This is a genomic window from Macrococcus animalis, from assembly GCF_047425875.1.
Lineage (GTDB): Bacteria > Bacillota > Bacilli > Staphylococcales > Staphylococcaceae > Macrococcoides > Macrococcoides animalis.
In genome coordinates, this window is sequence record NZ_CP179727.1 from 2,042,712 (window position 1) to 2,058,828 (window position 16,117).

General features: G+C 33.3%; 20 protein-coding genes and 1 other annotated feature. Of the genes, 18 read left to right on the forward strand and 2 right to left on the reverse strand.

Annotated features, from left to right (window positions below; all coding sequences use genetic code 11):
- The 7 genes from ACMGE9_RS10785 (at window position 1) to ACMGE9_RS10815 (ending at window position 4,042) form a co-directional block, all read left to right on the forward strand.
- Entirely contained in the window at window positions 1-1,068 is a 1,068-nt protein-coding gene (locus ACMGE9_RS10785; protein WP_414042774.1) for a M42 family metallopeptidase, read from the forward strand.
- Between the two features lie 58 nt (window positions 1,069-1,126).
- The gene (locus ACMGE9_RS10790) at window positions 1,127-1,330 is read left to right on the forward strand and encodes a hypothetical protein (protein ID WP_414042775.1); all 204 of its coding nucleotides are present in this window, start codon (window positions 1,127-1,129) and stop codon (window positions 1,328-1,330) included.
- A gap of 135 nt (window positions 1,331-1,465) precedes the next feature.
- The gene (locus ACMGE9_RS10795) at window positions 1,466-1,804 is read left to right on the forward strand and encodes a PadR family transcriptional regulator (RefSeq protein WP_414042776.1); all 339 of its coding nucleotides are present in this window, start codon (window positions 1,466-1,468) and stop codon (window positions 1,802-1,804) included.
- Window positions 1,791-2,567, forward strand: a complete 777-nt coding sequence (locus tag ACMGE9_RS10800; RefSeq protein ID WP_414042777.1) for a hypothetical protein — start codon at window positions 1,791-1,793, stop codon at window positions 2,565-2,567. Before ACMGE9_RS10795 ends, ACMGE9_RS10800 begins: the two co-directional genes overlap by 14 nt.
- Window positions 2,567-3,040, forward strand: coding sequence for a hypothetical protein (locus tag ACMGE9_RS10805; RefSeq protein ID WP_414042778.1), 474 nt, complete (start codon window positions 2,567-2,569; stop codon window positions 3,038-3,040). Before ACMGE9_RS10800 ends, ACMGE9_RS10805 begins: the two co-directional genes overlap by 1 nt.
- Before the next feature lie 26 nt (window positions 3,041-3,066).
- The gene (locus tag ACMGE9_RS10810; protein WP_414042779.1) at window positions 3,067-3,498 is read left to right on the forward strand and encodes a hypothetical protein; all 432 of its coding nucleotides are present in this window, start codon (window positions 3,067-3,069) and stop codon (window positions 3,496-3,498) included.
- Window positions 3,499-3,502: 4 nt separating this feature from the next.
- Window positions 3,503-4,042 carry a histidine phosphatase family protein gene (locus ACMGE9_RS10815; protein WP_414042780.1) on the forward strand — a complete coding sequence of 180 codons (540 nt, stop codon included), beginning with the start codon at window positions 3,503-3,505 and terminating at the stop codon, window positions 4,040-4,042.
- Window positions 4,043-4,265: 223 nt separating this feature from the next.
- Here ACMGE9_RS10815 and ACMGE9_RS10820 read toward each other — a convergent pair whose 3' ends face one another.
- On the reverse strand, window positions 4,266-5,912 hold the full coding sequence (locus ACMGE9_RS10820; protein WP_414042781.1) for an alpha-keto acid decarboxylase family protein: 1,647 nt from the start codon (window positions 5,910-5,912) through the stop codon (window positions 4,266-4,268).
- Window positions 5,913-6,045: 133 nt separating this feature from the next.
- Here ACMGE9_RS10820 and ACMGE9_RS10825 point away from each other — a divergent pair, with 133 nt between their 5' ends.
- From ACMGE9_RS10825 to ACMGE9_RS10865, 9 genes are all read left to right on the forward strand, one after another.
- Window positions 6,046-6,492: a MarR family winged helix-turn-helix transcriptional regulator gene (locus tag ACMGE9_RS10825; RefSeq protein ID WP_414044494.1), complete on the forward strand. Its 447-nt coding sequence runs from the start codon at window positions 6,046-6,048 to the stop codon at window positions 6,490-6,492.
- A 30-nt stretch (window positions 6,493-6,522) separates the two neighbouring features.
- Complete coding sequence (locus ACMGE9_RS10830) at window positions 6,523-7,260, forward strand: TrmH family RNA methyltransferase (protein ID WP_414042782.1); 738 nt, start codon at window positions 6,523-6,525, stop codon at window positions 7,258-7,260.
- 28 nt (window positions 7,261-7,288) lie between these two features.
- A complete protein-coding gene (locus ACMGE9_RS10835; RefSeq protein WP_414042783.1) occupies window positions 7,289-7,654 on the forward strand; it encodes a hypothetical protein in 366 nt (121 codons plus the stop codon).
- Window positions 7,655-7,765: 111 nt separating this feature from the next.
- Window positions 7,766-8,263, forward strand: coding sequence for a hypothetical protein (locus ACMGE9_RS10840; RefSeq protein WP_414042784.1), 498 nt, complete (start codon window positions 7,766-7,768; stop codon window positions 8,261-8,263).
- Complete coding sequence (locus tag ACMGE9_RS10845) at window positions 8,260-8,784, forward strand: hypothetical protein (RefSeq protein WP_414042785.1); 525 nt, start codon at window positions 8,260-8,262, stop codon at window positions 8,782-8,784. The genes ACMGE9_RS10840 and ACMGE9_RS10845 overlap by 4 nt, the downstream gene beginning before the upstream one ends.
- A complete protein-coding gene (locus ACMGE9_RS10850) occupies window positions 8,765-8,944 on the forward strand; it encodes a hypothetical protein (RefSeq protein ID WP_414042786.1) in 180 nt (59 codons plus the stop codon). Before ACMGE9_RS10845 ends, ACMGE9_RS10850 begins: the two co-directional genes overlap by 20 nt.
- 42 nt (window positions 8,945-8,986) lie before the next feature.
- Window positions 8,987-9,185, forward strand: a binding site (T-box leader).
- Window positions 9,186-9,236: 51 nt separating this feature from the next.
- The gene (gene pheS / locus ACMGE9_RS10855; protein ID WP_414042787.1) at window positions 9,237-10,307 is read left to right on the forward strand and encodes a phenylalanine--tRNA ligase subunit alpha; all 1,071 of its coding nucleotides are present in this window, start codon (window positions 9,237-9,239) and stop codon (window positions 10,305-10,307) included.
- Window positions 10,294-12,696 carry a phenylalanine--tRNA ligase subunit beta gene (gene pheT, locus ACMGE9_RS10860; RefSeq protein ID WP_414042788.1) on the forward strand — a complete coding sequence of 801 codons (2,403 nt, stop codon included), beginning with the start codon at window positions 10,294-10,296 and terminating at the stop codon, window positions 12,694-12,696. The genes pheS and pheT overlap by 14 nt, the downstream gene beginning before the upstream one ends.
- 175 nt (window positions 12,697-12,871) lie before the next feature.
- The gene (locus ACMGE9_RS10865; protein ID WP_414042789.1) at window positions 12,872-13,753 is read left to right on the forward strand and encodes a nuclease-related domain-containing protein; all 882 of its coding nucleotides are present in this window, start codon (window positions 12,872-12,874) and stop codon (window positions 13,751-13,753) included.
- Window positions 13,754-14,205: 452 nt separating this feature from the next.
- Here ACMGE9_RS10865 and rnhC read toward each other — a convergent pair whose 3' ends face one another.
- A complete protein-coding gene (gene rnhC / locus ACMGE9_RS10870) occupies window positions 14,206-15,144 on the reverse strand; it encodes a ribonuclease HIII (protein ID WP_414042790.1) in 939 nt (312 codons plus the stop codon).
- Between the two features lie 106 nt (window positions 15,145-15,250).
- Here rnhC and zapA point away from each other — a divergent pair, with 106 nt between their 5' ends.
- A complete protein-coding gene (gene zapA, locus ACMGE9_RS10875; protein ID WP_096076217.1) occupies window positions 15,251-15,526 on the forward strand; it encodes a cell division protein ZapA in 276 nt (91 codons plus the stop codon).
- Complete coding sequence (locus ACMGE9_RS10880) at window positions 15,519-16,070, forward strand: CvpA family protein (RefSeq protein WP_414042791.1); 552 nt, start codon at window positions 15,519-15,521, stop codon at window positions 16,068-16,070. Before zapA ends, ACMGE9_RS10880 begins: the two co-directional genes overlap by 8 nt.
- Window positions 16,071-16,117 lie beyond the last annotated feature (47 nt).

Sequence of the window (16,117 nt, forward strand, 5' to 3'; positions counted from 1 at the left end):
ATGGACGAACAGATAAATTTACTTAAGACGATGACAGATACAAATGCACCATCAGGATTTGAATTGCCGATGACACAATTAATGCAAAGTTTGTTTGATACGATTAATGTTGAAACGGTAAGAGATAATACGGGCAGTATTTTTGGCGTTAGAAAGACACATAGTAAACATTCAATAATGCTTCTTGGTCACTTAGATGAAATAGGATTTATGGTTACTGAAATTACGAAACAAGGATTTATTAAATTTACGAACCTTGGCTATTGGTCACCCATCGTCATGACGAGTCAAAAAGTGACGATTCATACGAAAGACAGAAATATTCGAGGTGTAATAGGTGGAAAACCACCCCATGTTTTAAGTGCTGAAGACCGTAATAAAGTAAGTTTAGATAACATGTTTATTGATATTGGAACAGCATCTTATGAGGAAACGATTGCATCAGGTATTAAAGTTGGAGATTGCATTACACCATATTCAGAATTTGAAGAGATGGAGAATCCAAATTATTTATTAGCGAAAGCTTTTGATAATCGATTTGGTTGTGCGTTAGCGTATGAAGTAGCTAAAAATGTGACAAATCCAAAGATAAATCTATATTCAGGTGCTGTTACACAAGAGGAAACAATGTCACGAGGTGCTAAGACAGCCGCAAATTTAGTAAACCCTAGTTTGGCGATTGCGATGGATGTATGTTTCTGTTCATTAACGCCTAGTATGGAGAATGAGAGCAATGCGAAGATGGGTGAAGGACCTGTGATTGTATTGTCGGATGCATGGAACATCGCGCATGTATGTTTCAAGCAATACATTATGGATGTTGCAAAAGATCAAGGTATCAATATTCAGTTTGACCACTTAACAGGAGGTTATACTGATGCAGGGCATGTGGCACAAAGTAATACTGGTGTACCTGCTGTAACAATCGCAGTGCCGACGCGTTATATTCATAGTAATGTGTCGATGATGCATAGAGAAGATTACGCTAATGCTGTGAAATTAATGACAGCAGTTGTTGAAGGATTAGATGATACGGTTGTGGAGCAGATCATCAGTCAAACTTACTAGTGTTGAGTGAATTGGTTGATTGTGGTAAAATAGAAACAAATCAACTAAGGAGGCCAATATGAAGAAGAATTTAATGCGATTCGCTATAGTAGCAATGATGATTTTAGTCGTAGCAAGTGTGTTAGTCGCAGCAGAAAGTTACTTTAATTGGCAAGAAATTAATGCACTTGTAGAAGGTGCTGACGCACGTGGGTTAGACTATGAGTTAACGATTACAAATGATCTAACGAATGATTATATATTCGAAACGAAAGCAAGCTAATACCCACTGTGAAGTGGGTATTTTTATATACTGATATTAAAGTCTAACTATCTTTTATTATAAGATAGTTGACTTTTTTTATTTTCTAGACTATCTTATATTATAAGATAGCTATCTTGAGTGTGGAGGTTTTATATGTCAGTACATAATCAAATGATGAAAGGGTTGCTAGATGGAGCGATTTTAGGTCTAATTTCACAAGGTGAGACATATGGTTATGAAATTTTAGAAAAGCTTAAAGAAAATGAATTTCCTGAAATTAGTGATGGAAGTATTTATCCAGTGTTACTTCGACTTGATAAAAAAGGTTATGTTACTACTCGTATGATAAAGTCAGATACTGGTGGTCCAAAAAGGAAGTATTATTCGATTACAGATGAAGGTATGAAAGAGCTTGTACTATTTAAAGAAAAATGGAGTTTGTTGAATACAGGTATTAATAATTTAATGAGGAGTGTTGATGATGTTAAGTAATGAAGCGGAACATTTTTTATTACAATTGAGATTAGAATTAGCATCAAGAGGAAAAAAAGATGAAGATATCGATGCAATTGAGGAAGAACTTCGAGATCATTTATACGAAGCAGAATTAAGAGGAGAAAGTGTTGAAAGTGTAACAGGTGGATCGGTTAAAGATTATATTAAGTCAATTTCGAGTGAATTGCCGTTTGATAAAGGGATATTTAGTTTTATATTCTTGATGATACTTTCAGCAATCATATTTTTTACAGTTCCTAATTTAATTCAAGGAGATTTTGATGTCTCTGTATACAAAGTGGTTTATTATAGCTTATTAATCTTTGTAATTGCACCACTAGAATTGTGGATAATGAAAAATTTACTAATAAAATATGGGGATACAAAAAAAACATATTTTTTAGTAATAGCTATGTCAATGGCAATGCTTGCATTTATGATTTTAGGAGAATTATTTATGAGAAAGTACAAAAGTCCAAGCTTAGCAAGTCTAGATGATAAATACAGTTTCTTTATAGGAATTTTTATTGCCATTGTTTTTATTGTTATATGTATTATTTTAAAGCATTGGTTCTTTGTAGGTGTTATGGTTTATCTTCTATTACCAGATTTATTAGGTACGCTACTCACAAATGGAAATCCTGAGAGTGAAAACTACATTAATATTTCGTTGATTACTTATACAGTAATGAATGTGATTTTTGGTACTTTAGCAATTATTTATTTTAGAAGAGAAGGAAAGAAAGATAAGGTGAAATAATGATGAAAATCAATAGTATACCCTTAAATGAAGATGGCTATGTAACATATCCTTATGAAGTTCTAAAGCATATTGAGCCATATGTGAAATCATTAAAGTGGAAAATCAATGCACAAGAACATAATGGGGATTTTCTCTATGCTGATTTTCCGTTTGATCATCCAAGTCATCAATTAATGGATGGTGAGACGTTATTAAGAACTTTAAAAGAATACTCAGATGTTCAATGGGTATGGGGTGTACTATCAGGTTTTCCGAATGAATTGAGTTGGGAAGAGATCGAAAGAGATGCTGTAATTTATGATGTTACTGAGGACCTCGATATTTGGAAAGGTGGGTTATCTCATATTGAAAGTAAAGCTATTTTTGAAATCATAGCTATGGATAGTTCAGAAACAATCGTGCTAATAGATGAAGTAACCGTAATGAATGAATTATTAAAACACTTTTCGAACCACGAAATATTGGAGTAGGGTGTCAAATTTAGGGAGTGGATATAATGCAATTCTTAAAATCAAACGATAAAGAATCATATCGTATAGTGATTCGAAAGTTATTGGACTATGCCGATACGATATTAATAACGTCTACATTGGGTGAAGATTTTACTCAAACGATTATCTATCAAAACCTATTACCTGAATTTATCGAAATGAAAGTACGAAGGAAATGGCCAGGTACTCAAGGAAATCTGTATTATTTTCATTATAATCAACGTGTCGTTAATGAGATAAAGTTATTTAATTGTTTTTATAAAGAATCTATTCAGGACTACTCGCCAATAGAATTAGATATAGATATCGCTTTTTTAAAGCATGGTAAAAGTGTCTTATATTCTATCGCTCATGAATATGAAGTTAGAGTAATAGATAATCAGCTCGCTGGTGAATTAAAACAGATGGGGTTAAAAGTAGAGAAATATGCGAGGTGAAGATATGCGTAAAATTTATTTTATTAGACACTCTATTCGTGATATTCGTTTTAAACATGATGTAAGTGCACCATTGACTGAGGAAGGTATATTATTAGCTAATGGATTAGTTGAGGTATTTAAAGATAAAGAAATTATGAGGATTTTTTCTAGTCCTTTTAAACGCGCGATTGATACAGTGCAACTAATTGCTGATGATAAATCGATTGAAGTTGAAATTGTACATGACTTATATGAGAGAACAGTTGGGGATTGGATTGATAATTTCTCGGCATTTGCTGAACAACAATGGAGCGATTTTGATCATAAATTAAAAAATGGTGAATCTCTGAATGAAGTGAAAAGCAGGATAGTTCCTGCTTTTGAAATATTGGTCGAAATGAGTGAAGGTGATATTATCATTTGTGGTCATGGGACATCATTTTCAGTATTATTCAATCATTTGACAGATGGTGTATTTGGTTATGATGAATTTCTTGAAATGAAGATGCCAGATGTGTTTGAATATGAGATTGGATCGAATAATATTGTTAAATACTTGTAATGGATGCCCCAACTTGAATGAGTTGGGGCAAGAACTATAATTAACTTACAAATCCTGCCCGAACTTAAAAATGTTCGGGCAGGATTTGTAATAAATTTGAATTCTATGAGTGAAACTACTATCTTTAGTGCACAGACAACCATAAACAGGAAAATTTCAACACCATATTTCATCAAAAATCCCAAATGTTCGAAAATATTTCGAACGTCCAGGTCATCATATTTTATTTCTTCTTATTCGCTTCTGCGAATGCTTTAGAAATATCGATTAATTTTTTAGGAGCGTCTTCAACTGCCATATGGATTTCAACAAAGTGTAAATGCTCTTTGTCTGCGTTGATTTTATCCATAACTGCTTTTAATTCATTTGAAGTTTTCGCATCATGCACTACGACTTCATCTTTTGCACCAAATGCTTTAGGCAACATTTTGTAGTTCCACATTTTAATATCGTTATATGGTTCTTCCATACCGTGAATTAAACGTTCCACAGTGTAACCATCGTTATTAATTACGAATATAATCGGTTTAATGCCTGTTCGAATCATTGTAGATAATGCTTGAACTGTTAGTTGTAAAGATCCATCACCGATCAACAATAAGTTACGACGGTTTACGTCAGCATGTTGACTTCCAAGAAGTGCTGGGAATGTGTATCCGATTGATCCCCATAATGGTTGACCAATGTATTGGTTACCTTTGTATAATGATAAGTCATATGCACCAAAGAATGATGTTCCTTGCTCAGCAAGTAAGATATCATCTTTTTCTAAGAATGCATTAACTAACTTAAAGTAGTTTTCTTGTTCTAATGGTGCGTCGTTTAATTCGTAATCCATTTTAGAGCGTTTGAAAGTAGGATAGTCAGATGTATTTTTATAATCGATTGAAGATAATCCATTGACTAAGTCGATGATTGAAACATCGTCACTTATCACTGATCCTGCTTTAAAATCATTTTGGTTCATGAAGATCACGTCATTAATATTAAATTCATAACTGAATCCAGCTGTTGCTGAATCTGTTAATTTTGCACCTAAGTTGATGATACAGTCAGAGCTATTCACATAATTACGTACATTTTCTTCTGCAATTTTCCCATCATAAATACCTAAGTATTTATCATTCTCTTCATTAAATGCAGATTTACCTAATGACAATTGTGCAACTGGTATATTTGTCTGATCCGCAAGTTCTTCTAATTGCTCATGTAAATCGAATGAATTGATTTCATGTCCAACGATGAAGACAGGTTGTTTTGCTGATGCTAAGCGTTCTTTCACAGCTTCAATATACTGGCTTACATCTTTTGACGCATGTTGATATGCTACAGGTGCATCTGTCACTTCAATTTCAGTTAATGCAACGTCAATCGGTAAGTGAATATGTACTGGGCGACGTTCGCGAATGGCAGCATTTATCACACGAGGAATTTCAGTTTGTGCATTTTCAACTGTTAATGTTGTTGTAGCACATGTGATATGTTCATACATTTTAGTATATGAATCAAAAATACCTTCGCCTAATGAGTGGTGGACATAACGACCTTCTTGTTGTGCTACACTTGATGGTCCGCCTGCAATTTTAACAACTGGAACACGTTCAGCGTAACTTCCAGCAATCCCGTTTACAGCACTTAGTTCTCCCACACCGAATGTAGTACTCACTGCAGATAATCCTTTAACTCGTGCATAACCGTCGGCCGCATATGCTGCATTCAGTTCGTTTGTATTACCAATCCATTCTAATTTTTCATGACTTACTACATCATCCAAAAAAGCTAGGGTGAAATCCCCAGGTACACCGAATATTTTATCGACACCGTTAACAGCTAGTGTATCTAAAAGTAATTGACCGATTCTTTGTTTCATATTTATCTCCCCTTATTCGATATTTACATATTAAGTATATTATTTTATGTCAATTAAGTCAATGTAGTTGACCTATTAATTGAAAATTTTAAAAGAGAGTATATAATGGAAGTAAGATAATTAAGGAGAAACAATAATGACAACTGAGCGAGATAACGAACATATTTTATTCTATTTTGCCTATAAAACTTACATTACTACTGCAGATAAGATAATTGAACAGTATGGCATGCATCGACAGCATCATCGCTTTTTATTTTTTATTTGTAAGAAACCTGGAATCACACAAAAAGAATTGTTACAAGTGCTTGAGATTTCTAAACAAGGATCACACAACACGCTAAAAGTATTAAAAGAAAAAGAATTAATAACGGAACAACCTGCTGTAAGTGATAAACGTCTAAAAGAATTACATCCTACGAAAGCTGGTTATGATCTTATCGAAACATTAAACCAGGCACAGCGTGATTTAATGGATGAAATGTTTTCTCAGAATGGGCATGATTGGCATAAAGTTATGGAAGGTTTATCGAAAAATAGAGAAGGATTTAGTATCATTATGAATGAACATGAGTCATAATATAGTTACTAAAGTTGAGAGAGGTATATCATGGAATTAATTGAGTCAGTCAATAATTTAAAAATTAAACAAATCGCAAAATTACATACAAGAAAAGAACGTAAGAAATCAAATCAATTTCTTATTGAAGGGTTTCATCTTGTTGAAGAAGCAGCAAAAAGTAATGTAGATATTGAAATGATATTAACGGTAACACCGGATAAATTGACAGAAGTGATGATTGAAAATAGTAAGCAACAATTTGAAATTACGTTTAAAATTGCAGAAAAATTATCACAAACAGAAGCACCACAAGGCATATATGCGGTGTGTAATATACCAGAACCAAATAAAATTGAATTGAATCAAGTACTCTATCTTGACCGTATTCAGGATCCAGGCAATGTGGGGACTATTATCAGAACTGCAGATGCAGCTGGCATTGATGCAGTAATTATTGCAAAAGGGACAGTTGATATTTATAACGATAAAGTTTTACGTGCCTCTCAAGGAAGTGTATTTCATATACCTGTATTTGAAATGGATTTTGAAGAAGCAAAATCAAAAGTACAAGGTAAAGTGTTTGGTACGAGCTTAGAAGATGCGACGGACTATAAACAAGTTGAAACAACACCACAATTCATGCTCGTGTTAGGCAACGAAGGACAAGGTGTAGATGAATCGATATTGAATCAAACAGATGAGAACCTATATGTACCGATTCATGGGAAAGCAGAAAGCTTAAACGTAGCCGTTTGTGCAGGAATATTATTATATCAATTAATATAAACTAATCAATAGAGAGAAGTGTTGTGAAATGGCGTATTTTCATCTTTTAGCGGCTTGGAGTAACCAAGATATAGAAAAAGTAAAAAAAATAATATCTCCTGATATTAAAGCTAAATTTTTAAAAGATAATTGTGATGAGATTGTCATGGATTACAATGAATTAATTGGATTATTTCAACAAAGATTTGAAAGTGAACAAGAGTGGAATTTTGAAGTGATTTATAATGCTGAAAAGAGGATATGTAATATCGTAGTGTTACAAATTACAAGAGAAAATAGTGATCATGAATTGATAGAAGATAAAGCATTATGCACATTGTTCTTTAAGAAAGATATGCAAGAAAATAATTTAATACGCTTAGATATGATAATGGGTATAAAAGATAACAAATAATCCTTCAATGCTAAGGGTTATTTTTTTGTAACATTTTATGACAAAATTGCGATTAATATTTCTATAAGTTCCATTTAATGTTATTATTGTCATAAGGAGTTGATTGAAAAGATGGAAGAATTAAAGTTCTTTTTCAATACATTTTTTAGGACGGATATTAAAGTTGGGATTGAGAGATATAAAAGACAACGCTGGGTAGCATTTTTATTCTTTTTTCCAATTGCGTTAGTATTATTATGGATTTTTTCAGATGCTTTTGGATATCCAGATTATTATTATGATTTATCTGAAAAACAGCAAATTAAATTTGAATTAAGTCATCAATTGAAGTATCAATCGATGTTCTTTTTCATGATGTTGTGCACTAACTTATTAACAATCTCAAATGAAATACATCGTGCGAATATGCTCAATAAGAATTGGAAGAAAAAAGTAGCCATTTTATTACTTTTTTATTTCATTTATATCTTGTTTGAAATAACTTTTTATTATTTATCTAAGCCTGAATTTATGCAACCCGGAATTTTTATATTAATATTTGCTAATTTTATTTTTAGTGCTAATGCCTATGCTACGTCGGATGAAGAGAAGTTGGGTAAAGTTAAATGATTGACGCAATAACTTTTTATTTTAAAACGATGTTTGATACGAAACTGAGTATTGATTTGAAAAGATATAAGCAACAAAGTTGGGTTTCATTTTTTATTTTGATAATTCTAATGGTAATTGGTTTCTATATCATTAAAGATGAACCGGATATTTATAATGAAGCTTTTTATAAGCTAACAGAAGAAAAACGAAATGCTATAGAACTTAAAAGTAAAACACCATTTATTTGGTTTATATCGATTGGATTCTTGTTATTTAAATTAAGTGAACTACCAAATGAAATACATCGCGCAAATCGAACGAAAATCAATTGGAAGATACATTTATTTTTCATGGTTGCTTTATTTCTTATATATTTTGCTTTACTTGCTTGGCAATACTATACAAATAATCCCGATTTTATCATGAGTTCTTATATTATCATATTGTTCACTGGTTTTTGTTTTGATAAAAACAATCGACCAACTGATGAGGAGAAATTACTAGAGGAGGCTAAAAAGTATGATAGAAACAACAAGTAGTATTGAATGGGGTACTGTACTTTTTTCATTATTGTTATTTATTTATATTCTTATCGCCATTTCACTATTGATTTATTTATCTAAACGTCGAAAAGGTTATAAAAATCTAGATCAACGTGTACGTGAACTTGAAAAGCGTGATAAACAAGACCAATTATAGGTTGAATATAATTTTTTAATTGATTATAATAGGTATTAATGAAATAAAGAACCGATAAAAAGACGTAATATGTGGAAGTGTTAAGAGAACTATCGTTTGGTGAGAGATAGTCATGGATACATATTTTTTCATCTTTTTGGTTGCTTAATAAGAAATTAAGCCGGTAGATACCGTTATCATCAACAAGTGTGCACAGGTGTGTAAATTTGGGTGGTACCGCGGAATTCTTTTCGTCCCTTCATCAGGGATGGAAGGGATTTTTTTGTTTCTAAATATTTAGGGAGGCATAACAATGGAATTAAAGGATAAATTACAAGCGTTGAAGGAAGAGGCTGTACAAAAAGTACAAGCGATTTCTGAGAAAAAAGAATTACAAGATATTAAAGTGTCTTACTTAGGTAAAAAAGGTGTCATTACGAGTTTAATGAAAGAAATGAAGTCATTACCAAATGAAGAGAAACCGATGTTTGGTCAGTTAGTGAACGATGCACGTCAAACTGTTGAAAAAGCAATTGCTGAGGTTGAAGAAAAGATTCAACGTGAGATGATTAATAAAAAATTAGCAAGTGAAACTATAGATATTACGTTACCAGGAAAAGAACTTACAAGTGGTGCAAGCCATCCACTGAACCGTATCGTTGAAGATATTGAAGATTTATTTGTTGGATTAGGATATGAAATTGTTGAAGGTTACGAAGTTGAAAGTGACTACTATAACTTTGAAGCATTAAATTTACCTAAATCACACCCAGCACGTGATATGCAAGATAGCTTCTATATTTCTGAAGAAGTCTTAATGCGAACACATACTTCTCCAGTACAAGCGCGTACTTTAGAATCACGAAAAGGGCAAGGACCAGTTAAAATTATTTGTCCAGGTAAAGTTTACCGTCGTGACTCTGATGATGCGACTCACTCACATCAATTTACACAAATTGAAGGTTTAGTCGTTGATGAAAACATCAAAATGAGTGATTTAAAAGGAACGTTAGAATATTTCGCGAAGAAGATGTTCGGTGAAGATCGTGAAATCCGATTACGCCCAAGTTTCTTTCCGTTCACTGAGCCTTCAGTAGAAGTTGATATTTCATGTTTCAAATGTAAAGGAAAAGGCTGTAACGTATGTAAAAGCACAGGCTGGATTGAAATTTTAGGTGCAGGTATGGTACATCCAAACGTACTTGAAATGGCTGGTTTTGATTCTAAGAAATATTCTGGTTTTGCATTTGGTATGGGTCCAGACCGTATCGCTATGTTGAAATACGGTATTGAAGATATCCGTCATTTCTATACTAATGATTTACGATTTGTAACACAGTTCTTACGTGCTGAAGATGGAGGTAATGCAGATGTTAGTAAGTAAAGAGTGGTTAAGTGATTACGTTAAAGTTGATTTACCTGTAGAAGAACTTGCAGAAAAAATTACGCGTAGTGGTATTGAAATTGAAGAAATTATTGATTATAAAAAGGACATTAAAAACTTAGTCGTAGGCTTTGTTGAATCAAAAGAAAAACATCCTGATGCTGATAAATTAAATGTGTGTCAAGTAAATGTTGGAGCAGAGACATTACAAATCGTTTGTGGTGCACCTAACGTTGATGCTGGCCAAAAAGTTATTGTTTGTCTACCTGGTGGGCGTTTACCAGGCGGTATTAAGATTAAAAAAGCAAAATTACGTGGTGTTGAATCAAATGGTATGATTTGTTCTTTAGGTGAATTAGGGATTGCATCTAATTTAGTGCCAGAACAATATGCTGAAGGTATTTATGTGTTCACAGGTGATGTTAAACCAGGTCAAGATGCGTTAGAAGCATTGGATTTAAATGATGAAGTTATGGAATTAGGTTTAACTCCGAACCGTAGTGACTGTATGTCTATGATTGGTACTGCGTATGAGACAAGTGCATTATATGAAGAAGACTTATCATTTCCTAACTCTGAAATTAAAGAAGTAGCTGAACTGGCAAGTGATTATATTTCAATTAATATTGAAGATACAGAAACAAGTCCATATTATGCAGCACGTGTCGTTAAAAATGTACAAATCGCACCATCACCTGAGTATATTCAAAGCCGATTAATCAAAGCGGGTATTCGTCCAATCAATAACGTAGTAGACGTTTCGAACTATGTGATGTTAGAGTTTGGTCAACCATTACATATGTTCGATTACGATAAAATAGGTTCTAAAGAAATTTTAGTACGTTATGCGAATGACGGAGAAGTCATGACAACTTTAGATGATCAAGAACGTAAATTACTAGCATCTGATATCGTTATTACAAACGGTGAAAAGCCAGTCGCACTTGCTGGAGTTATGGGTGGTGATTTCTCTGAAGTAACAAACAATACTGTGAATGTATTAATTGAATCTGCAATGTTTGCACCTTTAAATATTCGTAAAACTGCTGGACGTATAAACTTACGTTCTGAATCTTCTAGCCGTTTTGAAAAAGGTGTTGCAGCGGAATTCGTAGAAGATGCTTTAAACCGTGCAGCTTACCTTTTACAAGAAAATGCACAAGGTGAAGTATTAAGCGGTATCGTTGCTGCTGGAACTTTACCAGAGCTAACGACAAACGTTGAAATTACAACGGAAGATATTAACCGTTTAATTGGATTTGAAATAACAAACACTGAAATAAAAAGTATTTTTGAGCGTCTTGGTTTTGAATCAAAAGTCGATGGCGATGCATTTAGTGTTGTTGTTCCTAGTCGACGTGGTGACATCACTATTAAAGAGGATTTAGTAGAAGAAGTCGCACGTATTTATGGATATGATGCACTCCCTGCGACATTACCTGTAACTAAAACAAATAAACAAGTGGGATTAACAGATTACCAAGCGAAACGTCGTGCTGTGAAATCACTGTTACAAGGTTTAGGATTAAACCAAGCGATAACTTATGCTTTAGTTTCTAAAGAAAAAGCACAACAATTTGCTTTAAAATCAGCAGAAACAGTACAATTATTAATGCCAATGAGTGCAGATCATGCTGAATTACGTCAATCATTAATTCCACATTTAGTCGATGTTGTCGTATACAATAATGCACGTCAAATGAAGAATGTGGCATTCTATGAAGTTGGGAATACATTCTATAAAGTTGAAGGTGAAGAATTACCGTCTGAAGAAGAGCACATTGCAGGGATTATTACTGGAGAAGTAACGCCAAGTTACCACCAAGGTAAAAAAGAACTTGTTGATTTCTTCCATGTTAAAGGTATTGTCGAAGCCATCAGCGAACGATTAGGCATTCAATTTGCCTACAAACGTTCGGAAGAAACATTATTACACCCAGGACGTAGTGCTGATATTTATGTTGGTGAAGTTAAAGTAGGTATCTTAGGACAATTACATCCGTCATTTGAATCTGATAATGACTTAAATGAAACTTACATTTTTGAATTGGATTTAAAAGGATTATTAAATGATGCACAAGGTCAAATTCTTTATAATATGATTCCGAAATTCCCAGGTACAAGTCGTGATATCGCCTTAGAAGTTGAGCGTACAATGGATACTGGTGAATTGATTAAAGTTATTGAAGCAACAGAAACTAAGTTATTGCAATCAGCAAAAATATTCGATGTTTACCAAGGTGAGCATATTGCTGAAGACAAGAAATCTGTAGCAATTCGCTTAGAATTCTTAAACCCAGAACAAACTTTAACTGATGAAGATATTAAACCAATTTACGATAAAGTATTAGAAAACTTAACAGCAACTGGTGCGAAATTAAGAGGATAATACACATATAAGGCCATCTTTTTAGATGGTCTTTTTTTGTTGTGTTTTACTTTTGTAGTGTTGTATATTTGTTTTGTGTTAACTAATGTTAAATGAGGTGAAAGATTTGTTTTTGAAGACACGTGTTCTAAATTCATATGAGCGATATATTTTGGAGGTTTCAGGAAGATATGAAATGGATCAATTTGATAAAGATTATTTGTATACAACAGAGAAAGGCTTAATCGGTGAGCAATATTTTTACGAACGTATTAAAGATTGTATTGGTGGAGCGAAGATTTGGGATATGCGACTCAGGTTAAATGGTCAATCACAGTATGATTTTATTCTTGTGGCTGATGGGACAATCATGCATTTTGATACGAAATACTACGTGGGACAATATAATTATGTGAATGGCAATTTTGTCAGTGAAAATGGATATGTCATTCATAATCCTTTGGCATTGCAGACCAAGCAGCATATGAGATTACAACGATTTGTAGATAAATTTGGGCTTGGATATGAAGTTGTAAGTTTTATAATTTTTGTGGGTGAACAATTTAATGTTACTGGATTTTATGGGGATAAAAGAATTTTATTTGATAAAGATATTAGTAAATTAGTAGAAAGATTGAATCGAAGAGAAGTTACAAATGAAGAAATGGACATCGCACGTATCTTTGTTGAACACTATGATCATAAAGGAATGCATCCCCGCATTCATTATTACCCTTTTGATGCGTTGAAAAAAGGTGTGAAATGTACGAAGTGTCGTAAGTTTTTGCCGTTCTTTGAGAAGAATGCGAAAAAGGTTCGATGCCAATGCGGCTGGGAATATACGAAAAAAGAAGTTGTCCGTCTTGCGTTCGATGCAATTTACGTGTTGAAGCAAAGAGGTGTTACTGTAAGTGATGTGGTTGCATTTACTGGGGTAGGTAGAACATTGGCTAAAGAAGTTTTGGGAAAAGAGTATCAAAAATTAGGAACGTATAAAGACAGTAATTATTTACCACATAATATTGATGAATTTTTAATAAAAGAATTTGAAGAAGTGTATGTGTATAAGGAAAGTTGATGGATATATTTTTATTGAAATAATACGCGCCAGAAAAAAGAAAATACAGCCGTATACTCATAAATTAGAAAAAGAATAAACGAGAAGCCGGCCGTAAATAGAAAATACAGCCGCGTGCTCATAAATTAGAAAAAGAATAAACGAGTAGCCGGCCGTAAATGGAAAACACAGCCGCGTGCTTATAAATTAGAAAAAGAATAAACGAGAAGCCGGCCGTAAATGGAAAACACAGCCGCGTGCTTATAAATTAGAAAAAGAATAAACGAGAAGCCGGCTGTAAAGAGAGAATACAGCCGCGTGCTCATAGATTAGTGAATACAAGTAGCATTCCACTACAATAAAAGTCACTTCTTGCGTCGATCAATCAAGTTCACCTTGATATACCACAGCAAATACACAAATACGAGTACACCAAACGTCATATATAAGTAATCCATCATACTCAATCACTCCTATTTTTTCTTATTCACTAAAGCCAGTGCTTTCGCACGATTTTTAAAATCTTTCTTCGTCACACTGTCCAAGTAGGCTATACCTTTTTTAGAAATAATCTTCGCAGCCTCTAAATCAACTTTCGCTCCGGCACCTTTAGTAATATGTATGCCGGTTTCACGAATGATTTCATCGTAATATTTCACAAATGCATAACGTGCGATAATCGAACTTGCGGCAATCGCGATGGATTTTGATTCACCTTTCGTTTCGAAGCGGGTTTTATCACGTTCAGGTATAGCAGTTAATGCATAGTTCTCGTATACACCTTGCACGGCAAATTGGTCAATGACAATATAATCCAGTGGTTCACCATCAATTTTATCTAATACATTTAGGATCGCTTGATTATGCAATACTGCTTTCATCTTAACTTGTGACCATCCCATTGCTTTTCGTTCATTATATTTTGAATTGTCCAGTACGAGTAATGAATGCGGGATAATGGGGATAATTTGTTCTGCCAAAGCGATAATTTTATCATCTTTTAAATTTTTCGAATCCATCACGCCAAGTACCTTTAAGATTTCAGCATTTTTCTTAGAGACGTAACTCGCAACAACTGTCATAGGTCCAAAAAAATCTCCAGAACCGGCTTCGTCACTGCCGATACAGTTGAAGGCATCATAAGATATTGATTGACCACTTCCAGTTTTCTTTTTTTTACTTGTATTGCTACCAGCAACTTTAATGCCTGCATTCCCAAGTAATTTCACTGCAATGGCTTCACTTGCACTGCCTTGTACCATGAATTTATTTGAATTATAAACAGTGACAGTGTGTCCTTCTATTTTTTTTCGATACTTCGAACCAGTAGGTAAATTACTATCACTGCTTGGTAAAAAACTAATTACTTTACTCGCTGTATTTTCATCTAATTGGTAAACATTTGAGCTCATTATGACTTCACTCCGTAATTTTTGTAAATCAATATGTTTTTATTGTATAACTTCCTATAAAAATGGTAACATAAACAGTAATAAATGACGATGTTGGAGTGATTTTATGGGAGAATTTAAAAATCGTATCACTGTAACAATTTATGACCAACATTATACGATTATTGGTGAAGATGAGCCAAGTCACATCCGACATGTGGCAAGTCTTGTTGATGACCGTATTAATGAAATTGCTCGTATGAGCGCGGGACTTGATACTTCTCGTAAAGCTGTACTTGCGGCAGTTAATATTATGGACGATTATGTGAAGTTGCAAGAAGAATACGAAATTTTAAAGCAAAAGTTAATCAACATAGAAAGAATAGGCGAACAAAATGATTAATATTTTATTATTATTTTTCTTAATCCTAGGTACTGTGATTGGGTTAAGAAGAGGATTTATCTTACAATCGTTACATTTGATTGGGACGATTGGTGCTTTTATTATTGCACGTTTGTATTATGCAGAACTTGCGAAACATCTTGTTCTGATTATTCCATTTCCATCTGCTGAAGGAAATTACAAATCAGAATTCTTAAATATGATAACAAATGAAATGACTTTCTATAACGTTGTAAGTTTTATTATTATTTTCTTTGTTAGTAAAGTCATCCTGCAAATTGTAGCAACTGTGTTTGACTACATAGCGCAATTACCGTTACTGAAACAAATGAATGCAACACTTGGTGCATTTCTCGGATTTATTGAATGTTACTTGTTGCTATTTATCATCTTGTTCTTATTTTCAATGATGCCAAATGGTTGGGTTCAAGAACATTTAGAAGGTAGTTTTATTTCAAACATTATCGTTAATTACACACCAATATTAAGCGGTATCGCAAAGTCTTGGTGGGAGAATATCGGTATTATCAACATATTCAATTAAAGTCATAGGCAAACGTGTCTATGACTTTTATTATGGAGGTATTGTAT

Bases quoted from the DNA above. Each gene is read 5' to 3' on its own strand.
- ACMGE9_RS10785 (WP_414042774.1), top strand. From the start codon at position 1: ATGGACGAACAGATAAATTTACTTAAGACGATGACAGATACAAATGCA.
- ACMGE9_RS10790 (WP_414042775.1), top strand. From the start codon at position 1,127: ATGAAGAAGAATTTAATGCGATTCGCTATAGTAGCAATGATGATTTTA.
- ACMGE9_RS10795 (WP_414042776.1), top strand. From the start codon at position 1,466: ATGTCAGTACATAATCAAATGATGAAAGGGTTGCTAGATGGAGCGATT.
- ACMGE9_RS10800 (WP_414042777.1), top strand. From the start codon at position 1,791: ATGATGTTAAGTAATGAAGCGGAACATTTTTTATTACAATTGAGATTA.
- ACMGE9_RS10805 (WP_414042778.1), top strand. From the start codon at position 2,567: ATGATGAAAATCAATAGTATACCCTTAAATGAAGATGGCTATGTAACA.
- ACMGE9_RS10810 (WP_414042779.1), top strand. From the start codon at position 3,067: ATGCAATTCTTAAAATCAAACGATAAAGAATCATATCGTATAGTGATT.
- ACMGE9_RS10815 (WP_414042780.1), top strand. From the start codon at position 3,503: ATGCGTAAAATTTATTTTATTAGACACTCTATTCGTGATATTCGTTTT.
- ACMGE9_RS10820 (WP_414042781.1), bottom strand. From the start codon at position 5,912: ATGAAACAAAGAATCGGTCAATTACTTTTAGATACACTAGCTGTTAAC.
- ACMGE9_RS10830 (WP_414042782.1), top strand. From the start codon at position 6,523: ATGGAATTAATTGAGTCAGTCAATAATTTAAAAATTAAACAAATCGCA.
- ACMGE9_RS10835 (WP_414042783.1), top strand. From the start codon at position 7,289: ATGGCGTATTTTCATCTTTTAGCGGCTTGGAGTAACCAAGATATAGAA.
- ACMGE9_RS10840 (WP_414042784.1), top strand. From the start codon at position 7,766: ATGGAAGAATTAAAGTTCTTTTTCAATACATTTTTTAGGACGGATATT.
- ACMGE9_RS10845 (WP_414042785.1), top strand. From the start codon at position 8,260: ATGATTGACGCAATAACTTTTTATTTTAAAACGATGTTTGATACGAAA.
- ACMGE9_RS10850 (WP_414042786.1), top strand. From the start codon at position 8,765: ATGATAGAAACAACAAGTAGTATTGAATGGGGTACTGTACTTTTTTCA.
- pheS (WP_414042787.1), top strand. From the start codon at position 9,237: ATGGAATTAAAGGATAAATTACAAGCGTTGAAGGAAGAGGCTGTACAA.
- pheT (WP_414042788.1), top strand. From the start codon at position 10,294: ATGTTAGTAAGTAAAGAGTGGTTAAGTGATTACGTTAAAGTTGATTTA.
- ACMGE9_RS10865 (WP_414042789.1), top strand. From the start codon at position 12,872: ATGGATCAATTTGATAAAGATTATTTGTATACAACAGAGAAAGGCTTA.
- rnhC (WP_414042790.1), bottom strand. From the start codon at position 15,144: ATGAGCTCAAATGTTTACCAATTAGATGAAAATACAGCGAGTAAAGTA.
- zapA (WP_096076217.1), top strand. From the start codon at position 15,251: ATGGGAGAATTTAAAAATCGTATCACTGTAACAATTTATGACCAACAT.
- ACMGE9_RS10880 (WP_414042791.1), top strand. From the start codon at position 15,519: ATGATTAATATTTTATTATTATTTTTCTTAATCCTAGGTACTGTGATT.